This is a genomic window from Klebsiella pneumoniae subsp. pneumoniae HS11286, from assembly GCF_000240185.1.
Taxonomy (GTDB): Bacteria; Pseudomonadota; Gammaproteobacteria; order Enterobacterales; family Enterobacteriaceae; genus Klebsiella; species Klebsiella pneumoniae.
The window spans coordinates 4253547-4271848 of the sequence record NC_016845.1; the positions used below are offsets into that span (position 1 = coordinate 4253547).

At 61.8% G+C, this 18302-nt stretch carries 16 protein-coding genes; 4 read left to right on the forward strand and 12 right to left on the reverse strand.

From position 1 onward, the window contains the following. Window positions 1-26: 26 nt before the first annotated feature. From KPHS_42190 to KPHS_42270, 9 genes are all read right to left on the reverse strand, one after another. Window positions 27-1250 (reverse strand): acyl-CoA dehydrogenase family protein, encoded by a 1224-nt coding sequence (locus KPHS_42190; protein YP_005228519.1) that lies wholly within the window; start codon window positions 1248-1250, stop codon window positions 27-29. A 10-nt stretch (window positions 1251-1260) separates the two neighbouring features. Further along, the gene (locus KPHS_42200) at window positions 1261-2682 is read right to left on the reverse strand and encodes a putative general substrate transporter (RefSeq protein YP_005228520.1); all 1422 of its coding nucleotides are present in this window, start codon (window positions 2680-2682) and stop codon (window positions 1261-1263) included. A 193-nt stretch (window positions 2683-2875) separates the two neighbouring features. Beyond that, the gene (locus KPHS_42210; protein YP_005228521.1) at window positions 2876-3754 is read right to left on the reverse strand and encodes a putative ABC-type metal ion transport system periplasmic component; all 879 of its coding nucleotides are present in this window, start codon (window positions 3752-3754) and stop codon (window positions 2876-2878) included. After that, a complete protein-coding gene (locus KPHS_42220; RefSeq protein YP_005228522.1) occupies window positions 3751-4449 on the reverse strand; it encodes a putative ABC-type metal ion transport system permease component in 699 nt (232 codons plus the stop codon). Before KPHS_42220 ends, KPHS_42210 begins: the two co-directional genes overlap by 4 nt. Beyond that, window positions 4446-5468, reverse strand: a complete 1023-nt coding sequence (locus KPHS_42230; protein ID YP_005228523.1) for a putative D- and L-methionine transporter ATP-binding component — start codon at window positions 5466-5468, stop codon at window positions 4446-4448. Before KPHS_42230 ends, KPHS_42220 begins: the two co-directional genes overlap by 4 nt. After that, the gene (locus KPHS_42240; RefSeq protein ID YP_005228524.1) at window positions 5465-6871 is read right to left on the reverse strand and encodes an NtaA/SnaA/SoxA family monooxygenase; all 1407 of its coding nucleotides are present in this window, start codon (window positions 6869-6871) and stop codon (window positions 5465-5467) included. Before KPHS_42240 ends, KPHS_42230 begins: the two co-directional genes overlap by 4 nt. 73 nt (window positions 6872-6944) lie before the next feature. After that, window positions 6945-8342 carry an FAD-dependent oxidoreductase gene (locus KPHS_42250; RefSeq protein YP_005228525.1) on the reverse strand — a complete coding sequence of 466 codons (1398 nt, stop codon included), beginning with the start codon at window positions 8340-8342 and terminating at the stop codon, window positions 6945-6947. 46 nt (window positions 8343-8388) lie between these two features. Beyond that, on the reverse strand, window positions 8389-9561 hold the full coding sequence (locus KPHS_42260; RefSeq protein ID YP_005228526.1) for an alkanesulfonate monooxygenase: 1173 nt from the start codon (window positions 9559-9561) through the stop codon (window positions 8389-8391). 77 nt (window positions 9562-9638) lie between these two features. Beyond that, the gene (locus KPHS_42270; RefSeq protein ID YP_005228527.1) at window positions 9639-9755 is read right to left on the reverse strand and encodes a hypothetical protein; all 117 of its coding nucleotides are present in this window, start codon (window positions 9753-9755) and stop codon (window positions 9639-9641) included. A gap of 77 nt (window positions 9756-9832) precedes the next feature. Here KPHS_42270 and KPHS_42280 point away from each other — a divergent pair, with 77 nt between their 5' ends. Continuing rightward, on the forward strand, window positions 9833-11776 hold the full coding sequence (locus KPHS_42280) for a sigma-54 dependent transcriptional regulator (protein YP_005228528.1): 1944 nt from the start codon (window positions 9833-9835) through the stop codon (window positions 11774-11776). Window positions 11777-11872: 96 nt separating this feature from the next. Next, window positions 11873-12628 carry an exonuclease IX gene (locus KPHS_42290; RefSeq protein ID YP_005228529.1) on the forward strand — a complete coding sequence of 252 codons (756 nt, stop codon included), beginning with the start codon at window positions 11873-11875 and terminating at the stop codon, window positions 12626-12628. Between the two features lie 70 nt (window positions 12629-12698). On the opposite strand, the gene KPHS_42300 is transcribed toward KPHS_42290, so the two are convergent. The 3 genes from KPHS_42300 to KPHS_42320 all read right to left on the reverse strand — a co-directional run bounded on the left by KPHS_42300 (window position 12699) and on the right by KPHS_42320 (window position 14793). Then, the gene (locus tag KPHS_42300; RefSeq protein YP_005228530.1) at window positions 12699-13847 is read right to left on the reverse strand and encodes an L-1,2-propanediol oxidoreductase; all 1149 of its coding nucleotides are present in this window, start codon (window positions 13845-13847) and stop codon (window positions 12699-12701) included. A gap of 27 nt (window positions 13848-13874) precedes the next feature. Continuing rightward, complete coding sequence (locus KPHS_42310; RefSeq protein ID YP_005228531.1) at window positions 13875-14522, reverse strand: L-fuculose phosphate aldolase; 648 nt, start codon at window positions 14520-14522, stop codon at window positions 13875-13877. Window positions 14523-14673: 151 nt separating this feature from the next. Continuing rightward, on the reverse strand, window positions 14674-14793 hold the full coding sequence (locus KPHS_42320; protein YP_005228532.1) for a hypothetical protein: 120 nt from the start codon (window positions 14791-14793) through the stop codon (window positions 14674-14676). Between the two features lie 295 nt (window positions 14794-15088). Between KPHS_42320 and KPHS_42330 the strand changes: the two genes are divergently transcribed. Beyond that, window positions 15089-16399, forward strand: a complete 1311-nt coding sequence (locus KPHS_42330) for a fucose permease (protein YP_005228533.1) — start codon at window positions 15089-15091, stop codon at window positions 16397-16399. Between the two features lie 32 nt (window positions 16400-16431). Then, on the forward strand, window positions 16432-18207 hold the full coding sequence (locus KPHS_42340; protein YP_005228534.1) for an L-fucose isomerase: 1776 nt from the start codon (window positions 16432-16434) through the stop codon (window positions 18205-18207). The last annotated feature ends 95 nt before the right edge of the window (window positions 18208-18302 follow it).

An 18302-nucleotide genomic window follows, 5' to 3' on the forward strand; every position in this document is an offset into this window, starting at 1 on the left:
CTCTGCGCCTCCCGTCGCCGACAGGCTTACCCCGCCGTTTTCTCACCATTGCCTATCTGCCAGATAAAGGTGGGCGCTTCACCGTTCACCAGCCAGTTACCGATATTACGTGCCTTATAAATCACCGGATTATGCGAGGCAACCGTCCGCGCATTGCGCCAGTGGCGATCCAGCGCAAGGCGAGTTCGCGTATCCGACGCCCCGAGGGCATTAAACAGCTCCGTCGCCGCCCGCGGGATCCAGTCGCTGGCGATCACCTGCGCCTGCGCCGCTTCCACTTCCGCCAGCTGGTTACGCCGGGCAATCAATGCTTCGTCGTCGCTGACGTGCGCCACATAGGCCTGCTGCAGCGATTCCGCGGCCTGCAGGACCGCGGCCCGGGTCGCCCATGCCCAGCTGCTGATCTGCCCAACGACCTGCAGAACCTGGGCGTCATCGCGCGGCACGGCGGCGTTGCCGTGGCTGTACATCCGGGAACGATGTTTGACGCCCTGCGCGGCATCCCGCTCAACCGCCAGGCCAATGCCCGCGAGGGTCGCCAGCAGCACATGCTGGTAGAAGGCGGTCTGATAGCGAAAGCGCTGGGCAAAATCATAGACATGTTCGGTTTCCACCCGAGCGCCGGTAAAGCGGGTGGTCCCGCTGCCGGTCAACCGCTGGCCAAAGCCATCCCAGTCATCTTCCCGCACCACGCCGGTCTGCTGGGTGCTGACCAGGGCTATCACATCGCTGGCGGTATCACTGCGCCGGGCAAACACATCGATCCAGTCGGCGTACAGCGCGCCGGTGCTGTAAAACTTCTCGCCGTCGAGTCGCCAGCCGCCCTCTGTCGGCGTCACTCTGGTGTTCACCTCTCCCAGCTTAACCGCGCCGATCTCCGTCCAGCCGCTGCCCACCAGCTCACCGTCGAGGAAGCGACGAAACCAGCGGTCGCGCCCGGCGGAATCCGGCTGATTCAGCTGATCTTCCACAAAGGCAAAGTGCGCGCGCAGGGCCTGCGGCAGGTTAGAGTCCGCTTGCGCCAGCTCGATCAGCAGCGCACTGAGCTGCGGCAGCGAAGCGCCCCAGCCGCCCTTCTCGCGCGGGATACGCAGCGTGCCGAAGCCCGCTTCTTTCAGCCAGCGGATCGGCTCATCGGGCAGAATGCGCTGCTGTTCGCGCTCCGCAGCGCCCTGGGCGATACGGGTGAATATCGGGCGGAAGGCGGCCGCCAGCGCGTCATAATCGGTGCCAGTAGAAAGCAGGGTCATTGTCAGTTCCTTATTCATGAAGTGCGTCGATATCTTCTCGCGTCGGTTCATGACGGACCGCCAGCAGGAAGAAAATGGGAATAATGGCGGCAAGCGAGACCACCCAGAACATCTGCGTGCCGAGGGAGGCCTGCAGCAGCGGCAGAATAAACAACGCCAGCGCGCTGCCGATCCCGGAGAGTGCCCGGCTGAAACCGACCCCGGTGGCGCGAATGGCAGTAGGATAGGAGAGCGCCGGGTAGATCATCAGCTGCGCCCCCGGGCCAAACCCTTCGGCGAACAGCCACAGCCCCAGCATCGCGATAGCCAGCACGATACCTGCCGTCGCGTGCGGTTGCCCCACCAGCGCCAGCACAATCAGCGCCACAAACTGCAGGGCGAAGCCGGCTATCGCCACATGACGCGAAGGATATTTCCACGCCAGATGCATACCGAGCAGCCCACCGGTAAAAGCAAACAGGGCGTTCAGCCCCAGCGATGCCGAAATAGTTTCGAAGACGCCAGCCCCGAGGAACTGGGCAAGAATTGACGGCAGGAAAAAGGCAATCGCCGTGTACTCGAAGGAGATACAGATATTCATCACCCCGGCGACGATAGTCCGCTCGCGGTAGGGTTTTTCGAACAGCACGCGGAAGCTCACTTTCGGCGCTGGCGCGGGCTTCGCCGCCGGGACCTCATGGGCATGGATCCCCCAGGAGTCGCGTAAAATACGCACTGCAGAGGTCAGATCGCCCTGGTTCGCCGCCCACAGCGGGGATTCATTCATAAATCGACTGCGGACGGCAATAATCAGCAGTGCCGGCACGGCGCCGAACAGCAGGGAGGCGCGCCACAGCCAGTCAAGATGCTCCTGCGGCAGCAGGAAATAGAGGCCGAAGATAATGAGAAAGCAGACGGTTGAGGCGGCGTACCACATCGGGCACCACGCCGCGAGGCGAGCCGCTTTGTTGCCTTTGCCGGCAAAGCGGGAAAACTCGGCCAGATAGGACATCGCTACCGGCAGGTCGATGCCAACGCCGATGCCCATCAGGAAGCGGGCGCCAATCAACACCCAGACGTTCGGCGCCAGCCCGGCGGCGATAGCCGAAATCACGAAAAAGAACATATCGGCCATAAAAACCGAATAGCGACCATATTTATCGGTCAGCCAGCCGCCGATAATATTGCCGACGATAGTCCCGACCATAATGGACGAAGTCACCAGGCCGGTCAGCAGCGGTGAGAGCTGAAATTCACGTACAACGTCATCAATACCGTAGGAGAGCGTGGTTAAGTCATATGCGTCGAGAAAAACGCCCCCCAGCGCGAGGAAGACAATCATCCGCGCATATTTCGCTTGTTCCTTGCCGGAATTAATTAGCCGCGCCACATCCCCGACGCTACTGACCGGTACCGAAGCGATACCGGGATTATCCACTGGTAATGTACTCATTTTTTCACCTTATTATTTTGTGCAGGTCATCAGCGGTTATAGACCGCGCGCGACGAGAATCAAAACAACAAATCATTCTATAATAATCAATATAATCAATAAGTTAATAAATATCACCAGCACAAAAAGGACGCGCTTTCACGCATCCTCAAGGGAAATAAATAACAACGAAAATAGACGTCGTGCAGGACGCTTATTCCGCGGACACTGGAACTAATACGTCTTTTACCAGCGGGTCATCGGTGGTTTTTAACCACGTCTGGATCCGCGGATCAGAAAAAGCCTGTTTTAATTTGACGATATTTTCCTGCGATAAATACGGTGTACCAATCACTAATTGCGAAGCAAAGGTGCGCGGCGCCGGCGGGAATAATATGCCTTTCTCACGCGGCACTTTCCCGGCGTCAAATTGCGAGACATAGCCGATGGCGGCATCCACCGAATTTAACGCCCGCGGCATGGTCAGCAGATCCAGCTCTTTAAAGACAAACTGATGCGGGTTACCGACAATATTTTTCAGCTTCGCCGTGCGCGGCTCCACCGCCGGGTCGAGCGAGATCAACCCAATGCGCTGGAGCAGCCACAGGGCCTGCCCCTGATTGGCGCCATCGTCAGGCACGACAATGGTCGCGCCGTTGGGCAACGCCTGTACCGACGAGTAGCGGTCGGAATAGATGCCAAACGCCCACTGGAACACCGGCACCGTGGTCGACAGCGCAAAGCCGTTAGCGTCCACCACCTGTTTAAGCCACCACTGATGCTGATAGATCGTCCCGGCATACTGACCTTCCGCTACCGCGCGGTCAGCCTGGACCGGATCCTGCACCCCCACCGCCTCCAGTTTCAGACCGTAATCGGGCGCAATATGCTGATTAATATACTCAATGATCCGCTGCTCGCCGGCCATCGCCGGCTCGTAGTGAATTTTTAACGTGCTGCCGAAGACCACCTGCTGGCTTTGGGTATGTCCCCGCCACCACCAGAAGGCGATGGCGAGCAGGATAATCACCGCCAGCGCCGCCAGCCAGGGCCAGCGCCGCGCTTTACGTAACTCAAATTGCTCTGTTGTCATACAAGGTTCCCCTGCGTGTGGCGTAAACGGTTGACCAGACGGTCACCCAAAAATTGAATCAACTGGATCGTGGCGATCAGGGCAACGATCGTCGCGATCATGATGTGGTTGTCGAAGCGCTGATAGCCGTACACCACGGCCAGGTAGCCGATGCCGCCGGCGCCGATGGTCCCGGCGATAGCCGAATACTCGATCATCGAGACCAGGTTTAGCGTCACCGCCGCCACCAGCGCGGGCATGGCTTCACTGAGCTGCGCGCTGGCAATGATTTGCCAGCGCGACCCGCCGCAGACGACCCCCACCGCGGTGACCTCCGCCGGCAACTCGCGCAGCGCGTTCTCCACCAGACGGCCAAAGAACGGGACGCCGGCGGCGATCATCGGCACGACCGCGGCGGGTATGCCAATCGTGGTGCCGGTCAGCCAGTAAGTGAACGGGATAATGGCGGCCATCAGCACCAGAAACGGCAGCGAACGTCCCATATTGACCACCCAGTTCAGCAGCCGGTACAGCAGTGCGTGCGGAAATAAGCCCCGCGGCGAGGCGTTAAACAACACCACCCCCACCAGTCCTCCCAGCGTGACGACAAACAGCATCACAATGGCCACCATCAGCCAGGTTTCGCCATAGGCGGGGAGCAGCAGCGAAGGGATTTCGCCCCAGGGGGTATCCTGACTGATGACTGTCGGTTTCATACCGCCTCCCTGAGCAACGGCGCGCTGTCGAGGATCTCCGCCGTTATGCCGAGCTGCGCCAGCAGGCCCTGCAGTCGCGCGGGCGACAGGCGTTCGCCCTGAAAGCGCACTCCGGCCTGCAGGCGACCGGCCAGCCGACCATTAATCACCTCGACGTGACCGCCAAGGAGATCGATCTGCAGCGCCCACTGCTGGCTCAGGCGGCTGATCCAGTCGGTGGCCACCGGCACATCCCAGCGGTAGCTCAGACGCAGCAGCAGATCGCTGTGGGTAGCTGCCGCCGGCGTCAGCGGCAACAGCTGCTGGCCGAGCAGAGAATCGGGACGCGCCAGCAGATCTTCGATCCGCCCGTACTGGACGATCGTCCCGTCGCGGATCTCCGCCACCGCATCCGCCGCCGTGCGCACCGCGTCCATTTCATGGGTAATCAGGACGATCGCCAGCTGGTACTCATCACGCAGCCGCTTGAGCAGAGCCAGCACCGAGGCCGTGGCCTGAGGATCGAGGCCGGAGGTGGCTTCATCCGCCAGCAGAACGGACGGGCGCAGCGCCAGCGCGCGGGCAATGCCGATCCGCTGGCGCTGGCCGCCTGAGAGCTGGGCCGGCCAGGCATCCGCTTTGTGGCTCAGGCCGACGCTCTCCAGCAGCTCGCCAACCCGCGCCTTGATATCGCGCTCCACCACACCAAGCCACGCCAGCGGCAGGGCGACATTCTCCCAGGCGGTCCTGCGGCTCAACAGCGCCGAAGACTGGAAAACGGTGCCAATCGCCCGCCGTTCCCGGCGCAGCGCCTCGCCGGACAGCGCCGACAGATCCTTGCCATTGATACGAATGCTGCCGCTGTCCGGTTGCTCCAGCAGGCTGATGCAGCGCGCCAGGGTTGATTTACCGGCGCCGCTCGGCCCCACCACCGCGGTGATGGAGCGCTCAGGCACCTGCAGCGACAGCCCTTTCAGCACCGCGCTGAGCCGGCCATCCGCCGTGCGGTAACTTTTATGCAGGTCATCAATAGCGATCATGTCACCTTCTCCTCTACCGATGCCGCCGTGCGCGCATCGCGGCGGTAGCTGGCGCCCGGGTGAGGCGCGGCCAGACGCGGGCCGCCGCCGAACAGTTTTTCGCGCAGGGTCCCCTCGCGGTACTCTTGCTTAAAGACGCCGCGCTTTTGCAGCTCAGGCACCAGCAGCTCGACGACATCGCGGAAGGTTTCGTGAGTGACGGCATAGGCGAGGTTAAAGCCATCGACGTCCGTCTCTTCGACCCAGGACTGCAGTTCGTCCGCCACGGTTTGCGCGCTGCCAACCACCAGCGGACCGAAGCCGCCGATCCCCGCCCAATCGGCCAGGGCCTGCACCGTCCACTGGCGGTTCGGATCAGCGGTCGAAAAGGCCTCCACCGCCGACTGAATGGCGTTGGTGTGCAGATACTTCAGCACCTGATCCGGCTGATACTGGCCGAAATCGATCCCCGTCCAGCCGGAGAGCAGCGCCAGCGCGCCTTCATAGCTGACGTACTGCTTATATTCCTGCCACTTCGCCTGTGCCTCGCGGTCGGTGTCGCCGACAATCACCGTCTGCAGGTTGAAGATCAGGATGCTGTGCGGATCGCGCCCCGCCTCAGCTGCCCGGCGGCGAATATCCGCCACCGTCTTCTTCAGCAGCACCTTCGACGGCGCTGCGACGAAGACGCATTCGGCATGGCCGGCGGCGAACTGTTTGCCGCGGCTGGACGCCCCCGCCTGATACAGCACCGGCGTGCGCTGCGGGGATGGCTCGCAGAGGTGGATCCCCGGCACGGAAAAGAACTGTCCCTGATGGTTAATGGGATGGATTTTCCGCGGATCGCTGAAGATCTTCCGCTCTCTGTCGCGCAGCACTGCCCCGTCCTCCCAGCTTCCCTCCAGCAGTTTGTAGATCACCTGCAAATACTCATCGGCATAGTCATAGCGGGTGTCATGGTCGGTCTGGGTCTGCTGGCCGATATTGCGCGCCCCGCTCTCCAGATAGGAGGTGACGATATTCCAGCCCACCCGCCCTTTGGTCAGATGATCGAGCGTAGACAGACGACGAGCGAAGGGGTAAGGATGCTCAAACGACAGCGAGGCGGTCAGGCCGAAGCCCAGATGCTCCGTCACCAGCGCCATTGGGGTGATCAGAGCCAGCGGATCGTTGACCGGAACCTGCGTCGCCTGGCGGATCGCCGCATCGCCGCTGCCGTTCAGCACGTCATAGATCCCCAGCACGTCGGCGATAAACAGCCCGTCGAACTTGCCGCGCTCCAGCAGCCGCGCCAGATCCACCCAGTACTCCAGATCTTTATACTGCCAGGAGCGATCCCGGGGATGCGCCCACAGGCCCGGCGACTGATGGCCGACGCAGTTCATATCGAAAGCGTTAAGACGAATTTCACGTTGTGATGACATAGCAATCTCCATAGCGCGGCCCGTCGCCGGGGCGCACGCGGCAAAATGAATCAGGGAAAAGAAAGAGAGGTATTCAGTACGCAGGACATCGGGAGTCCTGCGGGATCCCGAGCGTGAGTAACGCTTGCGCCGCCACGTCAGCGGCATGGTCGGCTACCTGCGGCAGGCCCATCAGTTCGCCAAAACGCCCGCGGGCGGCCGGACCGGCCACCAGCACCGGCAGCGCCTCAACGTGCGGCTCAGCCACTGCCCGGGAACGGCTGTCCACCTCCAGGCCCATGCCGAGGGCATCGGCGCGAATCAGGCCGCGGCGGGCGAGGTCCTGTAAAAATGGCTGGCTGTCGGTCAGGGCGCGGTGTGCGGGTCCGGTGGTCAGGATCAGGTGATCGACGCTCAGCGTCTGCACGCCGCCGCCGCGCCGCGCCAGCGTCAGACGCAGCGTTTCGCCTTCACCGCTTATCGACAGTAGCCTGGCCGCCTGCACCTGCAGACTGCCCGTGCGCTGGCGCGCCTCCAGCACCTCGGCGACCTGCGGCGCCACGCGGTAGCGGTGGACATCCCAGTAATGGCGCAGATGGCGCAGAAAACGCTGGCGATCGGCGACGCTGAGCGCCTGCCAGATCCGTTGCCCCTGCTGACGAACCGCATCCAGCACCACCTGCCAGCTCAGGCCCTGCTGCGCCGCATACGCGACGTCGAGGCGGATCTGGCGCAGGCGCTGGCGCAGGCTGCCCTGCTGATAGTCGCCAGGCCAGGTTGCCCCTGCGCCGCTAAGGTTGCCGCGCGACAGCAGGCCATGGCGCGAAAAGGCGACGATACTGCCGCGGTGGCCCAGCCGGTCCAGCGTCGCGACCGTATCGGCCATGGTTAATCCGGTGCCCATCACCGCCACCCGGGCGTGCGGGGCGATGGCATCGAGCGCGCCGGGCTGCCACGGGTTGGCAATCAGCGCCGGATGATGACGCCAGGCTTCGGCCTGCGTCGGCAGCGAAGGCGGTGGATGACTGATCGCCAGCACCAGCAGATCGGCCTTAAGCTGCAGGCCGCCGTCGGTGGTCACCATCCCCTGATGAAAAGCGAGCGCCCGATCGCGCAGGTGGCGAAGCCGTCCGCCGCTGGACGCCGCGGCGTCGGCAAAACGCTGCGCCACATAGCGACCAAACTGGCCGCGCTGAGGGTAGACGGAACCGTCCGGGCGCAGCGCCTGCACATCGACGGTAAAGGCAGGCTGATGGCGGTACCAATGATCGAAGGCGCCCTCTTCGTCGCCGGCCAGCTGCATGCGAGCGGCCGGAACGTTAATCCGGTGCGTCGGCTCCGCGGTGGAGTAGGCCACCCCGGCCCCGGGGGACTGGCGCGGCTCCAGCAGCGTCACGCGCACCCCGTTCGGCGCCAGGCGCAGCAGCTCAATCGCCACCGCCGCGCCGCTAAAGCCGCCGCCGATAATCACGATATGCGGTTCTGCACTCATCGCTGCCCTCCTCCGGTATGCTGTCTCATGGTCGCGCTCCGGGCCATCAGCTGGCGCTGACCTGGCGCACCGGGCGCTTATCGCCGCCGATGGTTTCGCCAAACGGACCGGTGTTCACGCTACGCGCCTTCGACGAGGCCCCGTTTTCCAGCGGCAACAGAGGCATCACCAGCTCAGCAAAGCGGTGCGCTTCTTCCAGATGTGGGTAGCCGGAGAAGATAAAGTTGCTGATGCCGAGCGCCTGATATTCGCGGATGCGTTCCGCTACCTGCTGCGGATTACCTACCAGCGCGGTACCCGCGCCGCCGCGCACCAGTCCGACGCCGGCCCACAGATTGGGCGCAATGCGCAGATTATCGCGCGATCCCTGATGCAGGGCGCTCATCCGCGCCTGGCCGGCCGAGTCCATGCGGGCGAAGATCTTTTGCGCCTGGGCAATGGTATCGTCGTCAAGATGGGCGATCAGCCGGTCGGCGGCGGCCCATGCCTCTTCTTCCGTTTCGCGCACAATGACGTGCAGACGAATGCCGTACTGCAGGGTGCGTCCGCGGGCCGCGGCGCGCTCGCGCACCACCGCCAGCTTCTCCGCCACCAGTTCCGGGGGTTCGCCCCACGTCAGATAGCTGTCGATCTGCTCGGCCGCCACATCAATGGCCGCATCAGAAGAGCCGCCGAAATAGAGCGGCGGGCCATTCTCCTGCACCGGCGGGAACAACACCTCAGCGCCTTCCACGTGAATATGCTCGCCGTGATAATCTACTTTTTCCCCGCGCAGCAGGCGGGTGTAAACATCAAGAAATTCGCGGGTCACCTGATAGCGCTCGCTGTGGCTGAGGAAGATACCGTCGCCTTTGTTTTCCACCGGGTCGCCGCCGGTAACGACGTTGATCAGCAGCCGACCTTCCGATAAACGGTCGAGGGTGGCCGCCATCCGCGCCGCCAGGGTTGGCGGCTGCAGGCCCGGCCTGACCGCCACCAGATAGCGCAGACGGCGGGTCAACGGCGCCAGCGCCGAGGCCACCAGCCACGAATCTTCACAGCTTTTACCGGTGGGGATCAGCACGCCGTAGTAGCCCAGGCTGTCGGCTGCCAGCGCCACCTGCTGCAGATAAGGTAAATCGACCGGGCGTCCACCCTCGGTGGTACCCAGATAACGGCCATCGCCGTGGGTAGGTAAGAACCAGAAGACATTGATCTTGTCGGGAGCTTGCTGCGTCATTATCTATTTCCTATATAACCATATCCGATATTTATCGAAGAGATGTTTTAATTTGGTTATATGGGTGTTAGCGATAATCATGCCAATGGTGAATAAAAAATTAATCTTTTAAAATCAATGCACTGAAAACGGCTTCGCCGCGCCGCGCTGTTGCAAATCGCGCAGCCACCGCGCATCCGCTGGCGCATTTGCAACAGCCGGGGGCCTTCCCCCTCTGGTTTCTGCGGCCGCCGCAGGATAAGTTCAGAGCGTCAACGATCGGAGGCCCGCTATGCTGAACCCAGAATCCCCTTCCACCGCTCCCGCGCTGATCGACCCGGCGTCGAAGGCCTTCCAGAGCCTGCTGGACAAACTCGCGCCAACGGAGGCGACCGTGCTGATCGTGGGCGAAACCGGCACCGGCAAGGAGGTGGTGGCCCGCTATCTCCATCATCACAGCGCCCGTCGCCAGCAGCCGTTTCTGGCCGTTAACTGCGGCGCGCTGACCGAGAGCCTCGCCGAAGCTGAACTGTTCGGCCATGAGAAAGGCGCCTTCACCGGCGCGCAGCAGGGACAGCCCGGCTGGTTTGAAGCCGCGGAAGGGGGGACGCTGCTGCTGGACGAGATCGGCGAATTAAGCCTGCCGCTGCAGGTCAAGCTGCTGCGAGTGCTGCAGGAGCGTGAAATTACCCGCGTCGGCTCACGCAAAGCGATTAAAGTGAATGTCCGGGTGATTGCCGCCACCCACGTTGACCTGGCCCAGGCGATCCGCGAGCGCCGCTTTCGCGAGGATCTCTACTATCGACTGAATATCGCGGTGGTGCCGCTGCCGCCGCTGCGCCAGCGTCGGCAGGATATCCCGCTGCTGGCGCACCACTTTTTATCACTCTACGCCCGGCGCCTCGGGCGGCCAACCCTGCGTCTGGCGCCGGAATCACTGGCCCGGCTGATGGACTATTCGTGGCCGGGCAATATTCGCGAGCTGGAAAACACCCTGCACAACGCGGTGCTGCTCAGTAAAGAAGAGGAGATCAGTCCTGCCCAGCTGCGCCTGGCGACGCTCAACGACGCCCCGGGGCCGGCGAGCGATCATGAGCTGGACGACTTTATTCGCCACCAGCTGGCGCTTCCCGGCGAGCCGCTGTGGCAGCGAGTGACCAGCGCCCTGATTCGCCACGCCATGGCACATTGCGACGATAACCAGAGCCAGGCGGCCGAGCTGTTGGGGATCAGCCGGCATACCTTGCGCACCCAGCTCGCTAACCTCGGGCTGATCAAAAGCCGCCGCCGCCCGCCTGCGCCGCCGCGGGCGTTCGCCAACGCAGCCGGGGCCGATCGCGAACTGCGCATTGGCTACCAGCGCTTCGGCAGCCTCGGGATCCTGAAAGCCCGTCAGAGCCTGGAAACCGCCTTCGCCAGCCTCGGCGTCAACGTGCTGTGGAGTGAGTTTCCTGCCGGACCGCAGCTCCTCCACGCCCTCGCCTGCAACGAGATCGACTTCGGCACCACCGGAGAAGCGCCGCCGGTGTTTGCCCAGGCCAGCAATAGCGAACTGATGTACGTGGCGTGGGAGCCGCCGGCGCCGCGCAGCGTGGCGATGGTCGTCCCGCAGGAGAGCGACATTCGCCAGCTCAGCGATCTGCGCGGTAAACGCATCGCCCTCAATAAAGGGTCGAATGTCCACTGGCTGCTGCTGCAGATCCTCGAGGACGCCGGCCTGGGTCTGAACGATGTGCGGGTGGTCTATACCCCGCCGAAATATCCGCTGACCGCCAGCGACTATCTGGCGGTTGACGCCTGGATGATGTGGGATCCGCTGCTCAGCGACGCCGAACACACCGGCGAGCTGCGGGTGGTCGCCAGCGGCGAAGGCCGGGTCAACAACCATCAGTTTTATCTTTCGCGACGGGACTACCTCGCTCAGCATGGCGATATCATGCGCCGCCTGCTGACGGAGCTGACCCACACCGGGCAGTTTATCGACTCGCATCGCGGCGAAGCGGCCCGCTTACTCTCGGCAGAGCTGGGGATCGACGCCCGGTCGCTGAGCATGGCCCTCGCCCGCCGCAGCCATCGCCCGCGGCCGATGGATCTGTCGGTGATCCGCGCCCAGCAGACCATCGCCGATCGCTTTTACGCCCTCGGGCTTATCGCCAAACCGGTCCCGGTGCGCGAAGCGGTGTGGTACGGCGAACCCGCGCCGGACGTCATCAGACCGCTGATGGCGGTCAGTTAGCGAAATTTGCGCGTTATCTTCCTGATTGTTCAGGCGCAGATAGCCTCGATCTGATGGCGATGTTACCCTAAAGACGCTGAGAATAAGGGGGTATCTGTGGCTGTTCATCTGTTAATCGTCGACGCGTTAAATCTAATCCGCCGCATCCACGCGGTGCAGGGTTCACCCTGCGTCGATACCTGCCTGCATGCCCTGGAGCAGCTGATTGTCCACAGTCAGCCCACCCACGCTGTGGCGGTGTTCGATGATGAGGATCGCGCCCACGGCTGGCGCCACCAGCGCCTGCCGGAGTACAAAGCCGGCCGCGCGCCGATGCCGGAGACGCTGGTCGCCGAGATGCCGGCGCTGCGGGCCGCCTTCGAACAGCGGGGGATCCGCTGCTGGGCCTCGCCGGGCAGCGAAGCGGACGATCTCGCCGCCACCCTAGCGGTAAAGGTGGCCCAGGCGGGCCATCAGGCCACCATCGTCTCCACCGACAAAGGCTACTGCCAGCTGCTGTCGCCCACCATCCGCATCCGCGACTACTTTCAGAAGCGCTGGCTGGACGCCCCCTTCATCGCCAGCGAGTTCGGCGTCACCCCGGAGCAGCTGGCGGATTACTGGGGGCTGGCGGGGATCAGCAGCTCGAAGGTGCCGGGCGTGGCGGGCATTGGACCCAAAAGCGCCGCCCAGCTGCTGAACGAGTTTCAGGACCTGGAGGGGCTGTACGCCCGTCTGGCCGAGGTCCCGGAGAAGTGGCGCAAAAAGCTGGCCGCGCATCAGGAGATGGCCTTCACCTGCCGGGAGGTGGCCCGCCTGCAGACCGACCTCCAGCTGGACGGCAATCTGCAGCAGCTGCGGCTGACGCGCTGACCTTCGTTAAGAGGTGCGCCGGTGCAGGGTGACTGCCTCCGGCACTGCCTGCTTTACCCGGGCCAGGCAATCACCAGGCAGCCTGATATAACCCGACGATATCCGCCAGGCTCGCCTCGCGCGGGTTGCCGCCGGTACACACATCCGCCAGCGCCGCCTGGGCCAGCGCCGGAATATCCTCTTTCCTGACGCCCACCTCGCGCAGATGGCCGGGAATACCGACATCGCGGTTAAGCTGGCAGACCGCCTCTACTGCCGCCTCGCGCGCGGCGGTCAGGCTTAACGCTTCCACCCTGACGCCCATCGCCCGGGCGATGTCGCGATATTTTTCCCCGGTCGCCTCAGCATTAAAGCGCATCACGTGCGGCAGCAGGATGGCATTCGCCACGCCGTGCGGCGTGTTGTAAAAAGCGCCGAGCGGATGCGCCATGCCGTGCACCAGCCCGAGCCCGACGTTGGAAAATCCCATCCCCGCCACATACTGGCCGAGCGCCATAGCTTCCCCCGCGCCGGCGTCGCCGGCAACCGAGCCGCGCAGCGCGCCGGCGATGATCTCGATGGCCTTGAGGTGCAGAGCATCGGTCAAAGCCCAGGCGCCGCGAGTGAGGTACCCTTCGATAGCATGCGTCAGGGCGTCCACGCCGGTAGCCGCCTTCAGCGCCGGCGGCATAGCGTCCATCATATCGGCATCGATAAAGGCCACCTGCGGAATATCGTGCGGGTCGACACAGACGAATTTGCGCCGCTGTTCTTCATCAGTGATGACATAGTTAATCGTCACCTCCGCCGCGGTACCCGCGGTGGTCGGCACCGCGAAGATCGGCACGCTGGGCTGACGGGTGGGCGACAGCCCCTCGAGGCTACGGACATCGGCGAATTCCGGGTTACGCTGAATAATACCGATCGCCTTACAGGTATCCTGCGGCGAACCGCCGCCGATGGCGATCAGGTAATCCGCCCCGCTGCGTTGAAAGGCCTGCCGCCCCTGCTGGACCACGGCGATGGTCGGGTTAGGGATCACGTCGCTGAATATATCCCATGCCAGCCCGGCGGCATCCAGTTTGTCGGTGACTTTCGCCGCCACGCCGCAGCGGGCGAGAGTGCTGTCAGTGACGATCAATGCTTTACGATAACCGCGCCGCACCGCTTCATCGGTTAATGCGTTTATCGCCCCCCGGCCAAACCATGCCGTTTCATTGAGGATCATTCTGTTTGCCATCGTGGCTCTCCTGTTAGCGTTGCGGCATCACTCTTCAATGCGTAATCCGTAGGTTTTGAACTTCTCCAGCACGATGGCGATCGCCTCGTCATCCAGCACCGGGACCGGGTCGGTAATCGCCAGCGTACTGAGGTAGAGCTGGGCCAGGACCTCCACTTCATGCGCCAGCCAGAGCGCTTTCTCCAGGCTGGCCTCGCAGGCGATCAGGCCGTGATGCTGCAGCAGCGTGGCTTTGCGGTGCTTCAGCGCCACCGCGACATGCTCAGACAGTTCGCGGGTGCCGAAGGTGGCATAGGGCGCGCAGGGGATCGAATTCCCGCCGGCCGCGGCGATCATATAGTGAATGGCCGGGATGGGCCGGTTGAGGATCGACACCGCCGTACAATGGACAGCGTGATTGTGGACCACCGCCTGGGCATCGGGTCGCGTCTGGTAGGCCGCCTGATGAAAACGCCATTCGCTGGAGGGCAGTTTTCCCTGCTCATGCTGGCCGTCGGCATCAATAAAGACGATCTTGTCTTCCGTCAGCTTTTCATATGGGATACCGGTAGGGGTGATCAGCATTCCTCCCTGATAGCGCACGCTGACATTGCCGGCGGTCCCCTGATTTAACCCCAGGCGGGTCATTTCCAGGCAGGTATCGATAATCTGCCGGGCCAGTCTGTTTCTTTCCATTGCGTTCCTCTTTTGGTGACTCATCATCCATCAACGGCAGGGCAACAGAAATATCGTCGGCTACCGTGGGATAGGGTGAATAATGGTCTTCATCATCAACCTGAATATTCAAAGGGGAATTTTCATGATTATTTTTTGTGAGCCGCGTCAATTATTCCGCCATGAATAAAGCAACCATACCCATTACGAGAGAGATTAAAATGCCCGTTCTTAATAATATTTCATCAAGCGGGCATTTTATTTCTTTGTAACAATTGCCCGTTTTCCACAATATATATTCATTCGGTCATAAGCGTTGTGGTTTTGTGAATTTTTTTTCTCAAACGGTCAGCGTTTTTGAAAAATTAAAGTGACAACAATCACATAAAATGGCCCACAGTACGTTAAGTGTGACCATCATCATATTAACAGGCGGTTTTTATTTGAAAATGAAGCCATGAGTTCCGCCGTGACTTTCATTTCACTCACCGGCGCGTCACCTGAGCTCACTTAATTTTGCGGTCTGCTGCAGCACCAGACTGCGCCCTGAATGCTGTTGTAAATGCTTCTGAACTGATGAGGACGCTATGGGAAACACAACGATACCAACGCAAAGTTACCGCGCCATGGAGAGCGGGCAGAGTAAGAGCTACATTATTCCTTTCGCTCTGCTGTGCTCCCTCTTTTTTCTGTGGGCGGTGGCAAATAATCTGAATGATATTTTATTACCGCAATTTCAACAGGCCTTTACCCTGACTAACTTCCAGGCCGGATTAATTCAATCGGCCTTTTACTTTGGCTATTTTATTATTCCCATCCCCGCCGGGATGTTGATGAAAAAATTCAGCTACAAAGCCGGCATCCTTACGGGGCTGTTTTTATATGCCTGCGGCGCCGCGCTGTTCTGGCCTGCCGCCGAAGTGATGAACTACACTTTATTCCTGATTGGATTATTTATTATCGCTGCCGGGCTTGGCTGTCTGGAAACCGCGGCCAACCCGTTTGTCACCGTCCTCGGTCCGGAAAGCGGCGGTCACTTCCGCCTTAATCTGGCCCAGACCTTTAACTCATTCGGCGCCATTATTGCCGTGGTATTTGGCCAGAGTCTTATTTTGTCTAACGTCCCGCATCAGCCGCAGGAGGTGCTGGATAAAATGACGCCGGAACAGCTCAGCGCCTGGAAGCACAGTCTGGTCCTGTCGGTACAAACCCCCTATATGATTATCGTGGCCATTGTCCTGCTGGTCGCCCTGCTGATCGTCTGCACCCGCTTCCCCTCCCTGCAAAGCGATGACCACAGCGACAGCGCGCAGAGCACTTTTTTCGCCTCGCTGACGCGCCTGATGCGCATCCGCCACTGGCGCTGGGCGGTACTGGCCCAGTTCTGCTACGTCGGCGCGCAAACCGCCTGCTGGAGCTACCTGATTCGCTACGCTATCGAAGAGATCCCGGGCATGACGGCCGGTTTCGCCGCCAACTACCTGACCGCCACCATGGTCTGCTTCTTTATCGGCCGTTTTACCGGCACCTGGCTTATCCGCCGCTTCGCGCCGCACAACGTGCTCGCTATCTATGCGTTTATCGCCATGCTGCTCTGTTTGCTCTCCGCCTTCAGCGGCGGCCACGTCGGTTTGCTGGCCCTGACCCTGTGCAGCGCCTTTATGTCCATTCAGTACCCGACCATCTTCTCGCTGGGGATTAAGCATCTGGGCCAGGACACCAAATATGGCTCGTCATTTATCGTCATGACCATTATCGGCGGCGGGATCGTTACCCCGGTGATGGGCTTTGTCAGCGACGCCGCCGGCAATATCCCGACCGCCGAACTGGTCCCGGCGCTGTGCTTCGCCATCATCTTTATTTTTGCCCGTTTCCGTTCACAAGCGGCGACGAACTAAACCTGTTATCCGCATAACCTGAGGGATCTGTAATGAAAAAAATCAGCTTACCGAAGATCGGTATTCGTCCGGTAATCGATGGTCGTCGCATGGGGGTCCGCGAGTCACTGGAAGCGCAAACCATGAACATGGCGAAAGCCACCGCCGCGCTTATCAGCGAGAAACTGCGCCACGCCTGCGGCGCCCGGGTGGAGTGCGTGATTGCCGATACCTGCATCGCCGGCATGGCCGAGTCGGCCGCCTGTGAAGAGAAATTCAGCAGCCAGAACGTCGGCGTCACCATCACCGTCACCCCCTGCTGGTGCTACGGCAGCGAAACCATCGACATGGATCCGCTGCGCCCGAAGGCCATCTGGGGCTTTAACGGCACCGAGCGTCCGGGGGCGGTCTATCTGGCCGCGGCGCTGGCGGCCCATAGCCAGAAAGGGATCCCGGCGTTCTCCATCTACGGACATGACGTGCAGGATGCCGATGACACGTCGATCCCAGCGGATGTCGAAGAAAAGCTGTTGCGCTTCGCTCGCGCCGGCCTGGCTGTCGCCAGTATGAAAGGGAAAAGCTATCTGTCGCTGGGCGGCGTCTCAATGGGCATCGCCGGATCTATCGTCGACCACAACTTTTTTGAGTCCTGGCTCGGCATGAAGGTGCAGGCTGTCGACATGACGGAGCTGCGCCGGCGAATCGATCAAAAAATCTATGATGAAACCGAGCTGGAGATGGCGCTGGCGTGGGCGGATAAACACTTCCGCTACGGCGAAGATCAGAACGCTGAGCAGTATAAGCGCAATGAAACGCAGAGCCGCGCGGTGCTGAAAGAGAGCCTGCTGATGGCGATGTGCATCCGCGACATGATGCAGGGCAACCCGAAGCTCGCAGAAAAAGGGCTGGTGGAGGAGTCGCTGGGCTACAACGCCATCGCCGCCGGTTTCCAGGGTCAGCGCCACTGGACCGATCAATACCCCAATGGCGATACCGCCGAAGCGCTGCTCAACAGCTCTTTTGACTGGAACGGGGTGCGCGAACCGTTTGTCGTCGCTACCGAAAACGACAGCCTCAACGGCGTGGCCATGCTGATGGGCCATCAGCTCACCGGCACCGCCCAGGTGTTTGCCGACGTACGCACCTACTGGTCGCCGGATGCCGTTGAACGGGTCACCGGGCAGCCGCTCACCGGGCGGGCGGAGCACGGCATCATTCACCTGATTAACTCCGGCTCTGCGGCGCTGGACGGCTCCTGCCAGCAGCGCGACGCGCAGGGCAATCCGACGATGAAACCCCACTGGGAGATTGAGCAGAGCGAGGCGGATGCCTGCCTCGCGGCGACCGAATGGTGCCCGGCGATCCACGAATACTTCCGCGGCGGCGGCTTCTCTTCCCGCTTCCTGACCGAAGGCGGCGTGCCGTTCACCATGACCCGGGTGAACATCATCAAAGGTCTGGGGCCGGTGCTGCAAATTGCCGAAGGCTGGAGCGTAGCGCTGCCCAAAGCGATGCACGACCAGCTCGACGCCCGCACCAACTCCACCTGGCCCACCACCTGGTTTGCCCCACGCCTGACCGGCAAGGGCCCGTTCAGCGATGTGTACTCGGTGATGGCCAACTGGGGCGCCAACCACGGCGTGCTGACCATCGGCCACGTTGGCGCAGATTTCATTACCCTCGCCGCCATGCTGCGCATTCCGGTCTGCATGCACAACGTGGAAGAGGCGAAAATCTATCGCCCTTCCGCCTGGGCCGCGCACGGCATGGATATCGAGGGCCAGGACTACCGCGCCTGCCAGAACTACGGGCCGCTGTATAAGCGTTAACAGGTTGGTTTCGCCCGGAGGCGCAGGCTTACCTGGCCTAAAGACGCGCGCGGTCTGTAGGCCGGATAAGCGCTGCGCCATCCGGCAATGTTGTT

What these genes read in the sequence shown, in the direction of transcription:
- KPHS_42190 (YP_005228519.1), bottom strand. Translation starts at nt 1,250, where the DNA reads ATGACCCTGCTTTCTACTGGCACCGATTATGACGCGCTGGCGGCCGCC.
- KPHS_42200 (YP_005228520.1), bottom strand. Translation starts at nt 2,682, where the DNA reads ATGAGTACATTACCAGTGGATAATCCCGGTATCGCTTCGGTACCGGTC.
- KPHS_42210 (YP_005228521.1), bottom strand. Translation starts at nt 3,754, where the DNA reads ATGACAACAGAGCAATTTGAGTTACGTAAAGCGCGGCGCTGGCCCTGG.
- KPHS_42220 (YP_005228522.1), bottom strand. Translation starts at nt 4,449, where the DNA reads ATGAAACCGACAGTCATCAGTCAGGATACCCCCTGGGGCGAAATCCCT.
- KPHS_42230 (YP_005228523.1), bottom strand. Translation starts at nt 5,468, where the DNA reads ATGATCGCTATTGATGACCTGCATAAAAGTTACCGCACGGCGGATGGC.
- KPHS_42240 (YP_005228524.1), bottom strand. Translation starts at nt 6,871, where the DNA reads ATGTCATCACAACGTGAAATTCGTCTTAACGCTTTCGATATGAACTGC.
- KPHS_42250 (YP_005228525.1), bottom strand. Translation starts at nt 8,342, where the DNA reads ATGAGTGCAGAACCGCATATCGTGATTATCGGCGGCGGCTTTAGCGGC.
- KPHS_42260 (YP_005228526.1), bottom strand. Translation starts at nt 9,561, where the DNA reads ATGACGCAGCAAGCTCCCGACAAGATCAATGTCTTCTGGTTCTTACCT.
- KPHS_42280 (YP_005228528.1), top strand. Translation starts at nt 9,833, where the DNA reads ATGCTGAACCCAGAATCCCCTTCCACCGCTCCCGCGCTGATCGACCCG.
- KPHS_42300 (YP_005228530.1), bottom strand. Translation starts at nt 13,847, where the DNA reads ATGGCAAACAGAATGATCCTCAATGAAACGGCATGGTTTGGCCGGGGG.
- KPHS_42310 (YP_005228531.1), bottom strand. Translation starts at nt 14,522, where the DNA reads ATGGAAAGAAACAGACTGGCCCGGCAGATTATCGATACCTGCCTGGAA.
- KPHS_42330 (YP_005228533.1), top strand. Translation starts at nt 15,089, where the DNA reads ATGGGAAACACAACGATACCAACGCAAAGTTACCGCGCCATGGAGAGC.
- KPHS_42340 (YP_005228534.1), top strand. Translation starts at nt 16,432, where the DNA reads ATGAAAAAAATCAGCTTACCGAAGATCGGTATTCGTCCGGTAATCGAT.